Here is a 15,868-nt window from a genome sequence, read left to right as displayed (position 1 = left end):
TCACCATCCTCCTGAAGAGGGTTGCAGCACCCACGGGCCCAGGCTTGCCCCCGCCTTATAGTTTCGCGATCGCTGGATGGCCATCATCCAGCCGCCAAACAGGGGGAAGGCGCCATGCGCTCGTCATCAAACAAGCAGGATCGTCATCAAACCGGCCGCCTGTCCGTATTGGCAGGGCTGGCCATGGCCGTGGCCTCGGTGGCCGTCATCGGACACGCTCTGGCCGTGACCGTGCAGACCATGTCGCCCCAGGGCGAAGTGGCCAAGGTGCGGCAGGCCCGCGTCACCTTCTCGGATTCGATGGTGAAGTTCGGCGACCCGCGCCTGCCTTCGCCGTTCGATGTCAGCTGCCAGAACGACAAGCCGGTCACTGGCACGGGCCGCTGGGTGGACGACAAGACCTGGGTCTACGACTTCACGCAGGATGTGCCTGCAGGCACCCGCTGCGGCATCAAGCTCAGCCAAGGCGTCAAGGCCTTGAGCGGCGAAGCCGTCACGGGCGACACGCGCTTTGCCTTCAGCACAGGCGGCCCCGCGGTGGTGCGCGCCTACCCCTCGCCCGGCGAATACAACAAGATCGAAGAAGAACAGGCCTTTGCCCTGTTGCTCAACGGTGCGGCCACCCAGGCCAGCATCGAAAAACACGCGTATTGCGAAGTCAGCGGCGTGTCTGAGCGGCTACCCGTGGCCGTCATCACGGGCGCCGTGCGCAACGACATCCTCAAAGCAGTGAGCCTGCTGCCCCAGCAGGAACGTGCCGTGGTGCTGCGCTGCGCCCGCCCCTTGCCGCCCGATGCGAACGTGAACCTGGTGTGGGCACGCGGCATTGCCACGCCGTCCGGTGTGCCCAATTCGGCCGACCGCAAGCTCGAGTACAAGGTGCGCCCGCCGTTCACGGCCAGCTTCACCTGCGAACGCGTCAACTCGCGGTCGGACTGCCTGCCCATCCGCCCGATGCGCATCGAGTTCTCGTCGCCGGTGCCGCGCAAACTGGCCGAGCGCGTCGTGCTCAAGTCATCCGATGGGGATCACAAGCCCCTGGTAGAGCAGAACCGGGGCGAGACCGAAGAACGCCTGGTGGGCGTGGAAAGCGGCGGCATCCGCAAGTGGTTCTACTTCTTCACGCGCAACAGAGGCGAGGTCAAGATCGACCCGTCCGAGAGCGCCGTGAGCGCGGTGGAATTCAAGCCTGACTTCCCGCCCACGGCAGCCGTCAGCATCGAGATCCCGGCTGATCTGAAGGATGACTCGGGCCGCAAGCTGAGCAATGCCAGCGCCTTCCCGATCAAGACGAAGACGGCCGATTCGCCACCACTGGCCAAGTTCCCGCGCGCCACCTTCGGCATCCTGGAGCTCAACGCCGAACCCACGCTGCCCGTGACCGTGCGCCATGTGGAAGGCGATCTGGCCGTGAAGGGCCTGCAGGCGGGTGCCGATGCAGCCAAGGCTGATCAGGCCAGGCCCGAGCACAGCAAGGCCGCATCAGGCCAAGGCAAGAAGCCCAGCGCCGTGCGCGACCTGACCGTGGTGGATGACGCCGCCATCATCGACTGGCTGGCCATGGTCAAGCGTTATGACGAAACCAACCGACGCCGTGAAGAGGTGGAGTCAGAGCTGGGCATCAAGCTGCCCCCACCGCCTGTCAAGGCCAAGCAGAAGGGGCAGCGCAAAGCGAAGCGCTATGGTCAAAGTGATGAGGACGACGAATCCCAAGACGGCGACGAGCCACGCGACTACAGCCCCGAAGCGCAAGGCCTGGTCCAGACACGCACCGTCAGCCTGCTCAACCAGGAAAAAGCCGCCAAACGCCTGAGCCTGCCCAGCCAGGCCAAAACCGACCCACATCCCTTCGAGGTGATCGGCATCCCCATGCCGCAACCCGGCTTCCATGTGGTTGAGATCGAATCACCCCGGCTGGGCAAGACCTTGCTGGACCGCGATGCCCCCATGTACGTGCGCACCAGCGTGCTTGTCACCAACATGGGTGTGCACTTCAAGTGGGGTGCGGTCAACTCCGGCGTGTGGGTAACCACATTGGACAAGGGCAAGCCCGTGCCTGAGGCCCAGGTGCAGATCTCGGACTGCCAGGGCCAGCTTGTGTGGAAGGGTCGTACCGACAAGAACGGCTTTGCCATCGTCAAGCAGGAGCTGCCTACGCCGCGCTGGGGCTACTGCCAGGGCTACGAGACCGGCCGTGAAGAGGGCTACTTCATCAGCGCCCGCAAGACCGACGACAAAGGCCGTGCCGACATGTCCTTCGTGTGGTCGACCTGGAATGACGGTATCGAATCCTGGCGCTTCCACGTGAACAACGTGGGCCATGACACGCAGGAGCCGCAACGCTTTCACACCGTGTTCGACCGCACCTTGCTGCGCGCCGGCCAGACCGTGTCCATGCAGCACCATGCCCGCGCCGAGCAGCTCACCGGCATGCGCCTGCTGCAGGGTGGCGAACTGCCCGACGAAGTGCGCATCGTGCATGAAGGCTCGGGCCAGGAGTTCAAGTTCCCGCTGAGCTGGCGTGATCAACGCCATGCGGACACCAGCTTCAAGATCCCGGAAGACGCCAAGCTGGGCACTTACAGCGTCTCGCTGCGTCTGCCCGGGGGGCATCGCGGCCATGTGAGCACAGGCTCCTTCCGTGTTGAAGAATTCCGACTGCCCGTGATGACAGGCCGTCTGATCGGCCCCAAGGCTGCCCTGATCCAGCCCAAGGAAGTGCCCATCGGCCTGCAGATCAACTACGGCAATGGCGGCGGCGCGGCAGGCTTGCCCGTGCGCGTATCTGCCCAGCTGGGTGAGGCCGACATCAACACCGCCTTGCGCACCAAACGCTTCCCAGGCTTCAGCTTCCAGGCACCGCGCGCCCCAAGTGACCCGAATGCACGCGGCTTCTTCTCGGAAGACTATGTGGACGAGGACGACAACGAGACCTCGCAACACACGCGCGATGACCGATCCAAACTGGTGGCCGACAAGCTGGCCGCCACCCTGGATGCCAAAGGTGCGGGCAACGTGACACTGAGCAAGCTGCCCGAGGTGACCACACCGCGCCAGTTGCTGGTGCAAGCCACGTATGCCGACCCGAACGGCGAGGTGCAGACACTGAGCCAGACGCTGCCCGTGTGGCCCTCCGCCATCGTGCTGGGCCTGAGGACGGACTCGTGGGTGTCGGTCAAGCAGAAGGTGGCCACGCAGGTGATGGCACTGGACACCAACGGCAACCCACAGGCCAATGTGAGCGTGAAGGTCAAGGCCGTGGTGCACCGCACCAGCTCCACACGCAAACGCCTGGTGGGTGGCTTCTACGCCTACGACAACCAGAACGCCGATGAAGAACTGGGCGAGGTGTGCAGCGGCACCAGCGATGCGCGCGGCCTGGTGCTGTGCGAAGCCGAGATGAGCACCACGGGCGAGGTCGAGCTAATCGCCGAAGCCAAGGACAGCGGCGGCCACCTGGCCCGCTCGGCCGCCTCGGTGTGGGTGACACGCCAGGGTGAAGTCTGGTTCGGTGGCGACAACCAGGACCGCATGGACGTGATCCCCGAGCGTCGCAACTACGAAGCCGGCCAGGTCGCCAAATTCCAGGTGCGCAGCCCCTTCCGCCATGCCACGGCCCTGGTGGCCATCGAGCGCAACGGCATCATCGAGACCATGACGGTGGAACTCAACGGCAAGGATCCCACCATCGAGGTACCTGTTAAAGCCGAGTGGGCGCCCAACGTGTATGTGTCGGTACTGGCCGTGCGTGGCCGCATCCGCGAAGTGCCTTGGTATTCCTTCTTCACCTGGGGCTGGCGCGCGCCCACCGAGTGGTGGCACGCCTATCGCACGGAGGGCCAGCAGTATCAGGAGCCCACGGCCATGGTCGACCTGTCCAAGCCGGCCTTCAAGTACGGCCTGGCCGAAATCGAAGTGGGCATGGGCCCGCACACGCTCAAGGTCGAGGTGCAACCCGACAAGACCAGCTACCCCATCCGGGCCAACAGCCAGGTCCGCGTGAAGGTCAGCCTGCCCGATGGCACACCTGTGCCCGCCGGCACCGAAGTGACGCTGGCAGCGGTGGACGAGGCCTTGCTCGAACTCAAGCCCAATGACAGTTGGGACCTGCTCAATGCCATGATCAGGCAGCGCGGCTATGGCGTGGAAACCGCCACCGCGCAGATGCAGATCATCGGCAAGCGCCACTATGGCAAGAAGGCCGCGCCAGCTGGCGGCGGCGGGGGTGACTTCCCCGCCCGCGAACTGTTCGACACCCTGCTGCTGTGGAACCCGCGCGTGGTGCTGGATGCGAAGGGCGAAGCCGTGGTCAAGGTGCCGCTGAACGACTCGCTCACCAGCTTCCGTATCGTTGTGGTGGCCGATGCCGTCAAGGGCAGCAATGCCGCCTTGTTCGGCACCGGCCAGGCCAGCATCCGCGCCACGCAGGATCTGCAGATCCTCTCTGGTGTGCCGCCGCTGGTGCGTGAAGGTGACCAATACACCGCCATGTTCACGCTGCGCAATACCACGCCCAAGCCGATGGACGTGGTGCTGACCGGCCAGGCAGGCAACGCCCTGCCCGAGCAGCGCGTGCACATCGAGCCCAATGCCGCCGCCGAGGTGAGCTGGGACGTGACCGTGCCCTTCAACATCCCACAGGTGGAATGGCTGGTCAGCGCCCAGGGCGGCGGTGCACAAGACCGCATGAAGTTCACGCAGAAGGTGGTCGAGGCCGTGCCCGTCACGGTGCAACAAGCCACGCTGATGCAACTGGACAAGCCCATCAGCATCCCGATTGCACCACCCTTGAAGGCCTTGCCCGATGGCAAGGGCGCGCTGCGGGGCGGCATCGAGGTGGGCTTCAAGCCCAAGCTGGCCGATGGCCTGCCGGGTGTGCGCGACTTCTTCAGCCGCTATCCCTGGTCTTGCCTGGAACAGAAGACCTCGATCGCCATCGGCCTGCGTGACACGGGCTACTGGCAAGCCATTGCCGGCCAGATCCCGCTGTACCTGGACGAAGACGGCATGGCCAACTACTTCCCGCCCGCCGCAGGCTGGCACAACACGGGCAGCGACTCGCTCACGGCCTACCTGCTGTCCATCACCGATGAGGCCAGCAAGCTGGGCTATGACTTCCAGATCCCGCCTGATACGCGCGACAAGATGGAGCGCGGCCTGATCGCCTTTGTGGAAGGGCGCATCAAGCGCGACTTCTGGATGCCGGCCTTCCTCAAGAACGGTGATCTGGATGTGCGCAAGCTGGCCGCGCTGGAAGCCCTCAGCCGCACCGGCCGCGTGCAGCCGCGCATGCTGGGCTCGATCCAGATCCTGCCCAACCAGTGGCCAACCGGTGCCGTGATCGACTGGCTGATGGTCCTGGAGCGCGTGAAGGACATCCCCGATCGCGACAAGCGCCTCAACGAGGCCGAGCAGGTGCTGCGTGCACGCCTGAATGTGCAAGGCACCCGACTGGGCTTCTCGACCGAGCGCGACGACAGCTGGTGGTGGTTGATGAGCAACGGCGACGTCAACAGCGTGCGCATGATCCTGGGCGCGCTGGACAAACCCGCCTGGACCAGCGACATGCCTCGCCTGGTGACCGGCACGCTGCAACGCCAGCAGTTCGGGCGCTGGTCCACCACGGTGGCCAATGCCTGGGGCTCGGTGGCCATCGAGGCTTTCTCACGCAAGTTCGAGAAGGACCCCGTCAGCGGGACCTCGCGTGTGGGCTTCGAGCCAGGTGGCAACGCGCAGGCGCTGAACTGGTCGGCCCAAGGCGCAGGCGGCACGCTGGCCCTGGGCTGGCCCACGGGCTTTGCCGTGGGTGGCAACAAGGCCTCGACCGCCGTGAAGGTCACGCATGAAGGCACGGGCAAGCCCTGGGTCACCTTCACCAGCAAGGCGGCCGTGCCGGTGGTCACGCCGTTCAGCTCGGGCTACCGCATCACCAAGACCATCACGCCGGTGGAGCAGAAGGTCAAGGGCCAGTACAGCCGCGGTGACGTGCTGCGCGTGCACCTCGACATCGACGTACAAGCCGATGCCACCTGGGTGGTGCTCAACGACCCGGTGCCCGGCGGGGCCACCATCCTGGGCAGCGGCCTGGGCCGTGACAGCCAGATGGACACCAGCTCGGAGAAGGAAGACGACCGCGGCTGGTTGGCCTACAAGGAGCGCAGCTTCGAGGCCTACCGCGTGTACTACCGCTACCTGCCCAAGGGCTCGTTCAACATCGAGTACACGGTGCGCCTGAACAACCCGGGCAACTTCGGCCTGCCGCAAACGCGCATGGAAGCGATGTACTCGCCCGAGATGTTCGGCGAATCGCCCAACGCAGCGGTGGTGGTCAAACCTTGAGCCACAAGCGGCACAGCGGGCTCGTGTCCGCCAGCGTCGCCATGACGCTGGCGGGTGCCGGCATGGCGGCGCATGCCCTGCCCAGCTTCGATCAAGTCAAGGCAGGCTACCGTTCGTCAGACACGGTGCTGCTGGATCGGCGAGGGCAGGCACTGCAGGCCGTGCGCACCGACAAGACCGCCCTGCGCGGTGATTGGGCCACGCTGCCCCAGGTGTCGCCCGCCCTGCGCACCGCCTTGCTGCTGTCGGAAGACAAACGCTTTTACGAACACACCGGTGTGGACTGGCAGGCCGTGGGCGCGGCCGCCTGGGGCAATCTATGGAACAGCCGCACGCGCGGTGCCTCCACGGTGACCATGCAGCTCGCCGGCCTGATGGACCAGGACCTGGCCATGCCGCAGGGCGGCCAGCAAAGCCGCTCCGTGGTGGCCAAGATCGGGCAAGCCTCCACCGCGTGGCGGCTGGAGCGCAGCTGGCGCAAGGATCAGATCCTGGAGGCCTACCTCAACCTCGTGGGCTTCAGAGGCGAGGTGGTCGGCATCTCGGCCTTGTCGGCACGCCTCTTCCACAAATACCCCAGCGGGCTGGATGCCGAAGAGGCGGCGATCACCGCCGCGCTGATCCGCTCGCCCAACGCGCCCGCGGCGCGCGTGGCCGATCGCGCTTGCGGCGTGCTGCAGGAACAAGGCCTCAAGCCCGATTGCAAGACCCTGGCCACCTACACGGCGCAGGTGCTGGCCAGCAAGCGCAACGAGCGCCTCCATGCCGACGATCAACTGGCACCGCATCTGGGCCAACGCCTGCTCGCAGCCTGGCCTGCCAAAACACCGCGCCCCGCCAGCATCACCACCACGCTGGACGCCCGCCTGCAACGCTTTGCCCGCGACACCTTGCGCCAGCACCTGCGCGAGCTGCGTGAGCGGCATGTCGAAGACGGCGCCGTGATCGCCCTGGACAACGCCACGGGCGAGGTGCTGGCCTGGGTCGGGTCGAGCGGAGAGCTGTCGCAAGCAGCCGAGGTGGATGGGGTGATGGCCCTGCGCCAGGCCGGCTCCACGCTCAAGCCCTTCCTGTACGAGATCGCCATCGAACAGCGCTGGCTGACTGCGGCGTCCATCCTCGATGACTCGCCCGTGGGTCTGACCACCAGCAGCGGGCTCTACATCCCGCAAAACTACGATCACGCTTTCAAGGGGCCGGTGTCACTGCGCACGGCCCTGGGCTCATCGCTGAACGTGCCAGCGGTGCGCACCCTGGTGATGGTGACACCCGAGCGCTTCGCCCAAAGGCTCACCGCGCTGGGCCTGCCCCTGAGCCACAACGGCGACTTCTATGGCTACAGCCTGGCACTGGGCTCGGCGGAAGTCACGCTGGCATCCCTGAGCAATGCCTATCGGGCGCTGGCCAATGGCGGGCAATACGGGCCCTGGCGCGTGCAGCCGGTCCAAGGGCGCACACCGCAGGCTGGCAGCCCGCTGATGAACCCGGCGGCCGCCTACATCGTGGCCGACGTGCTGGCCGACCGCGAAGCCCGCGTGCCCACCTTCGGCCTGAGCAATGCGCTGGCCGCACGCTATTGGGCCGCCGTCAAGACGGGCACCAGCAAGGACATGCGCGACAACTGGTGCATCGGCTTTTCGAAGCGCTACACCGTGGGCGTGTGGGTGGGCAATGCCAATGGCGACCCGATGTGGGATGTGTCCGGCACCACGGGCGCCGCACCTGTCTGGCGCGCCGTGATGGACGAACTGCACCGACGCCACCCCGATCAACAAGCCCATCAAACACCACCGGCACCCGCGGGCTTGCTGCAGCAGACGGTGCACTTCGAACGCAACCTGGAGCCGCCGCGCAGCGAGTGGTTCATCGCGGGCACCGAACAAGCCGAGATCCATCTGGCCAGCCAGATGGGTGCGGCCCGCACGCTGATCCACGCGCCGGCTGATCGCACCATCTTCGCGCTCGATCCGGACATCCCGCTGCAGGCCCAGAAGATCGCCTTTACCGTGGTGCCCGGTGTGTCACCCAGGTGGTCGTGGCGGCTGGACGGCAAGCGGCTCGGGCCGGCTACCAACATGAAATGGGCCATGTGGCCCGGCCCTCACCTGCTGGAACTGGTGGATGCGGGCAGCCAGGTCATGGAGACCGTGCGCTTCGAGGTCAGAGGTGCCCAGGTCAAGGAACAGGGCAAGGGCAAACCGCCGCGGTAAGCACTCAGGCCTGCACCGGTATCCAGATCTCGGTGTGCAAGGCCTCTGGTGGCGTGGTCTGCGGATCGTTGAGGCACAACTCCATGGGTGGCGCATCACGCAGGCTTTCGCCGGAGGTGGGCAGCCAGTCCACATACACGGCCCGCCAGGTCTGGTACAGCGTGTCGTAGGGGCCGATGTGCGTGAACACCGCATAACGGCCCGGTGCCAGCGCCTGCCAGGCCAGCGAGCCCTTCAAGGGCAGATCTGGCTGAGCGCACGTGCCTTGCAGGCTGGCCATGTTGTAGCCGAACACCATGCCGGCCACGAAGCGGCAGTGCGGGTCATCCGGTCCATGCGCATCGTCAGGCACGATGCACATGAAGCTGCCCACCTGCCGGATCAAGCCGGTGGGCACCACAGCTGCAGCGAGCTCATTGAAGGCCGTCTGGGCGGCGCGGCTCATGTTGTTGTCGACCATGCCACGTGCGGTGGCGGTCAAGGCCACGATGCCATCGGGCAAGTCGGTGAATCGGGTGATGTGCATGATCTCGCTCTCCGGAGCTGGCGCCTGCATGGCGGAAAGGGTGGCAGGAAAGGGCAAACGCTCCGGGATGAGCAGGCTCTTCCACGGTGCGCTGGCACCACGTCGCACGGCCGTGGGTGTCGTGTCCAGTTCACGGCGCATGGCTTTGGCCAGGGCCTGCGCGGAGTCATAACCCACGGACAAGGCCACCTCCAGCACGGGCTCGTCCCCGCTGGCCAGCAGGGCGCAGGCACGCTGCAAGCGCCGCCAGGTGACATAGCTGGCCACGCTGCAACCCACATGGGCCCTGAACATGCGGTGAAAGTGGTGGCGTGACATCGCGGCCCGGTCGGCCAGGGTGTCGGCGTCCAGCACCTCGTCGAGATGGGCATCGACATGGGCCAGGGCACGTGACACCAGTTCGGCGGTGCGGCTCGAATCAAGGGGGTGACGCAGGGCGTAAGGCATGGACGCCATTGTGTCCAAACCGGGCTGGCGCCACGTGTCCCGGTGTGCTCGTTTGAAAAGCGCCACCAATATGGCCATTTGGCGAGCCCGCAACGCCCCCCGACAAAACCCGAGCCAGATCAAATGCAGACATCCTCGATGAGGTCTACACTGAACCGACCACTTTCCATAACGAGAAGCACATGCAAGTACTGCTGCAAACCGATACCCATGTTGATGGCCGCAAGGGCATGGCCGAACATCTTGAAACCGTGGTCAAGGAAGCGCTGCACCGCTTTGGCGATCACGTCACCCGCGTGGAAGCCCACGTGACGGATGCCGCCCACCACAGCAAGCCCAATCCGGATGACATCCAGTGCACGCTGGAAGCCCGCCTGACCGGCCTGGAGCCTGTGGTTGTCAAGGAATTTGCCCCCAATGCCCACCAGGCCATTGCTGGCGCGGTGGCCAAGCTCAAGCGCGCCGTGGCCTCGTCCATCGAGAAGCACGACACACGTCGCCATCCCCGCCCTGAGGCGGACGACGCGGCAGATTGAGCGTCATCTGATCTGAACCCCGGTGCCCGCCCTCACGGTGCGGGTGCTCGTCGGCGCAGGCGCAAGCGCAAGGTTTGCGCGGGCCTCAAGGTGAGGTTGAGTTGCGCCACCGGTTCGGGCTGCCCAGGCTCCCGGGCCAGCTCGTAACGCCGCAGCAGCATCGCGGCCACCAGCGTCATCTCCGTCATGGCGAAGTGCTGGCCAATGCACACACGCGGCCCCAACCCGAATGGCATCCAGGCGCTGCGTGGCAAGGGTGGCGCATCGGGCATGAAGCGCTCAGGCCGGAACACCTCCGGCTGCGGGAAGCTGCGCGCATCGTTGTGCAACACCCAGGGCGACACGATGACCAGGCTACGGCGCGGGATCGTCCATTCACCCACCTCGATGTCTTTCAGGGCTCTGCGGGTCAGCAAGCCTGCCGCCGGGGGATACAGCCTGAGTGCCTCCTTGATGGTGGCGCTCAGATAGGGCAGTTGGGCCAGGTCGTCGGCCTGCGGTTCGCGCTGGCCCACCACGCCTTGCACCTCCGCACAGGCCAGCGCAGCCTGTTGCGGGTGCGCGGCCATCAGCCAGGCCCACCATTGCAGGGCCTTGGCCGAGGTGTCAAAGCCCGCCAGGAAGATCACCTTGCATTGGGCGCGCAACTCTGCCTCGCTCAGGCGGCCACCGCCTTCTTCATCGCGCGCGGCCAGCAGCATGGCCAGCACGTCTTCCTGAGGCGCCTGATCGGCCGGCATCTGGCGACGAGCGGCGATGTGGCTGTCGATCACCTCGTCAAACAGGCGCATGGCATGGCGCTTGGCGGCCTTGCCTGGCAAGGGCCAGGTATCCGGCAAGGTCATGGGCACCGTCAACTCCTGCATGGCGATCTCGTTGAGCGCATGGGAGGCCTCCATGACTTCTCGCGCCTTGTCGCCCAGGTCACGGCTGAACAAGGTGCGGCAGATCACGTCCATGGTCACGCGGGAAGTCAGCTCATCCATGTCGATCAAGGCGGATGCGCCTGCCTCATCGGGCACCAGCCTGTCGAGCAAGGGTTTGGCCGCATCCACCATCAGGCGCGCATAGCCTGCTACCCGCCTGGGCGAGAACGCCGGCATGAGCAGGCGATGCAGGCGCTGCCAGTCCTCACCCTCGGCCATCATCACGCTGGGGCCGTGTACGCGGCTGAACACCTCGATGGCCCGCTCCTGGCGGATCAGGCTGGCGGCGTTGTCCACCATCACGGCACGCACGAGTTCAGGCGCATTGAGCAGGCAGACCTTTTCCCAGTACATCTGCACAAAAACGATGTCACCGTACTCCCGGTGCATCTGCCTGGTGTAGCCCAGAAAGTCGCGCGAGATCGCCTGCATGTGCGGCGCACCGAACCAGGGGCAGGGTGGACCCGGCGGGCGGCGGACCACCTCAGGCGCGCTGAGATTGTGTTGAGTCATGGGGGGGCATCCTAGGGAGCCCGCGTCGCCTTGTCTTGAACGAAGTCGACATCGGCGGGCCTCTTGCTACCGTCCCTTCGATCAAGCAGGCTGCTGTCTATACTGCGCCCACATGCCGCGAAGAGGGAACCCACTTCATGCCTGCGCTTGAGTCGCCCAGCACCCACAACACGCACAAAACGCCCAGCACCGATACCGCGCGCCTGTATCTGCCACGGCCCTCGCTGGCGCATTGCCTGCGCGGCACCCTGGTTCGCGACACACGGGGCGTCACGCTGACGGACGCGCAGCGCTTCAACTTCTTTCCCGCCACGCCCTATTGCGCCATCACCTGGTTTCTGGAGGGCGAATCGCTGGAGGTTCAGGACGGCACACGCCACTATGCGGATAGCCCCCGCACGCCCTACCGCGCCCGCATCCTGTTCAGCGGGCCGTTTTCGCAGCCCTATGTCAGCTGGAGCACCGGCCCTTTGTATTGCTTCATGCTGGGCTGGATGCCCCAGGCGGCGCAGGCCCTGATGGGCCTGGACCCAGGCGTATATGCCAACAAGGTGGTGCCCGCATCAGAAGTGATGAGCCCCGAATGGCTGGACTGGTGTCATCGTGTGAGAGACGCCGCGGATGACCAGGCGCGTATCCAGTTCATCGAGGCCACGCTGGAGCCGAAATGGCAGGCCTTGCGCCCCGAAGGCATGCCCGGCAGTCAGCTGGTGGAAGACTGGGCTCAGCATCTGGCCACGCGTGCGGCCACCTCCGGACTGGGGCGCAGCTTGCGGCAGGTCGAACGTCGCATCAAGCAGTGGACGGGCATGCCCTTGCGCGAGCTCAAAGGCATGGGCAAGCTGGAGCGCGCCTTCTTCGAAACCTTGCTGGCCATGGAGACCGGCACGGACAAATGGTCAGACGTGGCAGAAGAGGCGGGCTACACGGATCAATCACACCTGTGCCGCCAGACACGGCGCCTGACCGGCTTCGCGCCCGACGACCTGCGCCGACGCATCGCAGAAGACGAGGGCTTCTGGAGCTACCGCGTGTGGGGCTTTCAGGAACAAGCCCGCAAGGCCCCGCGCTGATCACAAGCCCAGTTCGCTCAAACCCGGGTGCTCGTCGGGCCTGCGGCCCAGTGGCCAGAAAAACAAGCGCTCCGATGCCTTGATCGGCATGTCATTGATGCTCGCGTAGCGACGCACCATCAGGCCTTGCGCATTGAACTGCCAGTTCTCGTTGCCGTAGGAGCGAAACCAATGGCCGGCATCGTCGTGCCACTCGTAGGCAAAGCGCACGGCAATGCGCTCATCCGAATGCGCCCAGAGCTCCTTGATCAGGCGGTAATCCAGCTCACGCGCCCATTTGCGTTGCAAGAACGCCCGCACCTGCTCACGCCCTACCGGGAACTCGGCGCGGTTGCGCCATTGCGTGTCTTCGGTGTAGACCTGCACCACCCGATCCGGATCGCGGCTGTTCCAGGCGTCTTCGGCCAGGCGGACCTTCTGCGCAGCCGAATCGGCGGTGAAAGGCGGGAGTGGGGGGCGGGCTTCCATAGGGTGTCCTTGCGTGGCCAATGGCATCATCAACAAAGTAGACAGATCTGTCTACATGGGCGCAATCTACACGGAGTAGACAAGTCTGTCTACAATGCGTGCATGACCAGCCTTTTTCAGGGTGATGCCCTGCCCACCAACGCACGCGCGCGGATCCTGCACACGGCACACCGCCTGTTTTATGCGCACGGCATCCGCGCCACGGGCATCGACAAGGTGATTGCCGAGGCAGGCATCACCAAGGTCACGTTCTACCGGCACTTTCCCAGCAAGAACGAGCTGATCCTCGCTTACCTGGCCTTGCGCCACGAACGCTGGATGCAGTGGTTCGACGCCACCTTGGCCGCACACGGTGGCAAGGCCACGGCCCTGGTCCCCACGATGAAAGCCTGGTTCGAGAGCGAGGGCTTTCGGGGCTGCGCCTTCATCAACGTGGTGAACGAGCTGGGCGAAGAACTGCCGGAGGTGGTGGCTGTCTCTCAAGCGCACAAGCAGGACATGACGCGGGCCATCGCCGCCTTGTTGCCGGCTTCGCGGCAGCGGGCTGCGTTGGCGCAAGCCCTGGCGATGGTGGTGGATGGGGCGATCGTGCAGGTGCAGATGACGGGGGATGCGCCAGGGTCTTTGAGTGGGTTGCAGAGGGTGGTGAAGGCTTTGTTGGCGCCATCCAGCGCCTAGCGCACCACTAGCGCATGGCTTCTGCCATTTGCCTGGGCAAAGTGCGACAGAAGGCCTCCGTCGCCGGGGCACCCCATTCACGCATGCTGTCGGCGGTCAAACGCTGTATCTTGTCGAAGTCCGTTTCCTGCAAGGCCTTTTGACCAGTCAGTTGCGCATTGGCGATCAAGGCCTTGTAATCCACCCGAGACAAGGTTGACGCACGCCACGCTTGCTCGTTGTCTGCGCGAAAGGCCGGCATCAAAAGATCGCAACCGGCTTTGTAGTCCACCAGCTTGAACGCCAGATACGCATCCGCATCCAGCGCAGTGACGGTGCCAAGCAGACTCAGCACGCGCTGGAGTTTCTCCCCCGTCGGGTCCCGCCCCACAAAGTGAAACTTGATGGCGAAAGGCCCCTTGACGTAATGCCCCACAGCCACGCGACCGCCATCCACCTTGTGTGTCAGGCTCACATACTCGACGGGAAAATCGGTTGAGCCGGCGGTCAGTATGTCGATGGTGGCCTCCTTGGCGTCAGCCTTGTAAGCCTGCATCGATTTGATCAGGTCTTCTCGGCGCCGCGGGCGACTCACCGTGAGATCACGCGCCGAAACCTGTATCTCGCAATCAGCCTGCATCGCCTCACCGCACAGGACGCGGGGACCTTGCGTGAAATGAGGCACTGCCCAGAAGAAATGGCCGTCGGCGGGAAACTGCGAGGTCAGTCGGCCGATGTCCTGATAGAAGCGCGTCTCGGGCTGCGCATTCGCCACACCGGTCAACCAGCAGGACATGCCAACCATCCAAGCCAGGGCGCGTTGAGGGGCCATGAGGGCAGAAGTGATGTGGGGCATGTCATGAGTCTGCAACAAAAAAAACCGCCCGAAGGCGGTTTCGTGCCAGGCACGCTTTCGCGTGGACTCAATCAGGGCTGAGCGGCCTTGGCCTTGATGGCACCGGCGGCTTCGAGGCCTTCTTTTTTGGGCTTGGGGGGAACAGGAATGGTGCCTGTCGGATATTGGTTGTCCCCGCCTTTCACTTCAATTGCACCGGTTGCAGTGGTCACTTTTGGAACGACCTTGCCGGGCGTTACCTTGGGATTGGTCTTCGTCACAGCGCTCGCTGCAGCCTGGCTGACTTCTGTCTTGACTTCAGCTTGGGCCGCACCAACGGCCAGACTCAACAAGCCAGAAGCCAGCAGAACGCTGACCCGACCCACATGCGAAAACTTCATGGCATTGCTCCTTGAGGGTTGAAACAGACCTTGGCACACGCCACAGTCACACTCATTAAAACGCGCAAAACGTCTGCCATCCGTCACGCTGTTTCAAATTCATACAAATTCAATCTCGGCTGGCGTCCGCCAATCTGGTCGTCAAGAGTTCCAACGGTTCGCGAAATCGTCTCGACAAGGCTGGCTGAGTTTTCAATGCCCTTGAAGCAAGCTCTGCTTGCTTGATCGCGCCGCCCTTATCTCCCATGGCCAGTAGACACAAACCATACCTCGCCCGAGTCGCAGCGAGATACGGGTTAGCTGGATTGCCATGAGAAAGCGTTTGTATCGCGCTTTCGAAATGAGTTTTGGACTCGGCCAATTTCCTCACTCCAAATTTGAGGCGCCCCATCTGGTCCTGCAAGCTAAATACAACGAGCCGATACTGATCGTCTCTCGGCAACGCCCGGACCTGCTTGTATCGTCTGTCCAGTATGGGCTCTGCACTTTGAAATGCGCCCTTGGCCATGAACAACGCCGCCAACGTATCCTGCGATTCCCCTGTCCCCCCAGAATGCAAGATTCTCAACGACTGCAAAGCTTGTTCGGCATCCTGCCAATTGCCCTCCGACAGATAGCTGTTGACCATGGCGTCATCCACAGCAATCACATATGGATGATCGGCGCCAAGTCGCTTCACCAACTCCTTGCGTACCTGTGCCAGCAGCAGCCGAGCATCGCTGGCTCGACCAACATCGTCCAGGTACCATGCCATGACAGTCTGCAAATGCCCATCAAGCGGTACGCGATCATGTAATTCACGCTGAAGCCTCAATGCTTCTTCCAAATGAGGCCCTGCCTCTTCAAATCGCCCGTCGTACAGCGCCACCTCAGCCAGAACGCTGTGTGCTTGAAAGACCATGCGCGCGTCCACCTCTTCCTGTTGAGAGAGGATCAC

General features: G+C 64.3%; 11 protein-coding genes. 5 read left to right on the top strand and 6 right to left on the bottom strand.

The window, feature by feature from the left end:
• The first annotated feature begins 114 nt into the window (after nt 1–114).
• Together VFW93_RS07595 and pbpC are read left to right on the top strand one after the other, a co-directional pair.
• The gene (locus VFW93_RS07595) at nt 115–6,339 is read left to right on the top strand and encodes an MG2 domain-containing protein (protein ID WP_329693389.1); all 6,225 of its coding nucleotides are present in this window, start codon (nt 115–117) and stop codon (nt 6,337–6,339) included.
• A 23-nt stretch (nt 6,340–6,362) separates the two neighbouring features.
• The gene (pbpC, locus tag VFW93_RS07590) at nt 6,363–8,549 is read left to right on the top strand and encodes a penicillin-binding protein 1C (RefSeq protein WP_329693388.1); all 2,187 of its coding nucleotides are present in this window, start codon (nt 6,363–6,365) and stop codon (nt 8,547–8,549) included.
• Between the two features lie 4 nt (nt 8,550–8,553).
• Here the strand turns inward: pbpC and VFW93_RS07585 are convergent, their stop codons facing one another.
• Nucleotides 8,554–9,522, bottom strand: coding sequence for an AraC family transcriptional regulator (locus VFW93_RS07585; protein WP_329693387.1), 969 nt, complete (start codon nt 9,520–9,522; stop codon nt 8,554–8,556).
• A 182-nt stretch (nt 9,523–9,704) separates the two neighbouring features.
• Here VFW93_RS07585 and VFW93_RS07580 point away from each other — a divergent pair, with 182 nt between their 5' ends.
• Nucleotides 9,705–10,058 carry an HPF/RaiA family ribosome-associated protein gene (locus VFW93_RS07580; protein WP_329693386.1) on the top strand — a complete coding sequence of 118 codons (354 nt, stop codon included), beginning with the start codon at nt 9,705–9,707 and terminating at the stop codon, nt 10,056–10,058.
• A gap of 32 nt (nt 10,059–10,090) precedes the next feature.
• Here the strand turns inward: VFW93_RS07580 and VFW93_RS07575 are convergent, their stop codons facing one another.
• On the bottom strand, nt 10,091–11,497 hold the full coding sequence (locus VFW93_RS07575; protein WP_329693385.1) for a cytochrome P450: 1,407 nt from the start codon (nt 11,495–11,497) through the stop codon (nt 10,091–10,093).
• Between the two features lie 137 nt (nt 11,498–11,634).
• On the opposite strand from VFW93_RS07575, the gene VFW93_RS07570 reads away from it, so the two are divergent.
• Nucleotides 11,635–12,570: an AraC family transcriptional regulator gene (locus VFW93_RS07570; protein WP_329693384.1), complete on the top strand. Its 936-nt coding sequence runs from the start codon at nt 11,635–11,637 to the stop codon at nt 12,568–12,570.
• Here VFW93_RS07570 and VFW93_RS07565 read toward each other — a convergent pair whose 3' ends face one another.
• Complete coding sequence (locus VFW93_RS07565) at nt 12,571–13,038, bottom strand: nuclear transport factor 2 family protein (RefSeq protein ID WP_329693383.1); 468 nt, start codon at nt 13,036–13,038, stop codon at nt 12,571–12,573. It abuts the gene before it with no gap.
• Nucleotides 13,039–13,140: 102 nt separating this feature from the next.
• Between VFW93_RS07565 and VFW93_RS07560 the strand changes: the two genes are divergently transcribed.
• The gene (locus tag VFW93_RS07560) at nt 13,141–13,716 is read left to right on the top strand and encodes a helix-turn-helix domain-containing protein (RefSeq protein WP_329693382.1); all 576 of its coding nucleotides are present in this window, start codon (nt 13,141–13,143) and stop codon (nt 13,714–13,716) included.
• A gap of 7 nt (nt 13,717–13,723) precedes the next feature.
• On the opposite strand, the gene VFW93_RS07555 is transcribed toward VFW93_RS07560, so the two are convergent.
• The 3 genes from VFW93_RS07555 to VFW93_RS07545 all read right to left on the bottom strand — a co-directional run.
• Nucleotides 13,724–14,491 (bottom strand): hypothetical protein, encoded by a 768-nt coding sequence (locus tag VFW93_RS07555; protein ID WP_329693381.1) that lies wholly within the window; start codon nt 14,489–14,491, stop codon nt 13,724–13,726.
• 131 nt (nt 14,492–14,622) lie between these two features.
• Complete coding sequence (locus VFW93_RS07550; RefSeq protein WP_329693380.1) at nt 14,623–14,931, bottom strand: hypothetical protein; 309 nt, start codon at nt 14,929–14,931, stop codon at nt 14,623–14,625.
• A gap of 109 nt (nt 14,932–15,040) precedes the next feature.
• Nucleotides 15,041–15,868, bottom strand: an 828-nt coding sequence (locus VFW93_RS07545; RefSeq protein ID WP_329693379.1) for a tetratricopeptide repeat protein, incomplete at its 5' end; no start/stop codon positions are given.

This window comes from Aquabacterium sp., assembly GCF_036279675.1.
GTDB lineage: Bacteria > Pseudomonadota > Gammaproteobacteria > Burkholderiales > Burkholderiaceae_C > Aquabacterium.
This window is presented reverse-complemented; position numbering and strand designations above follow the sequence as displayed.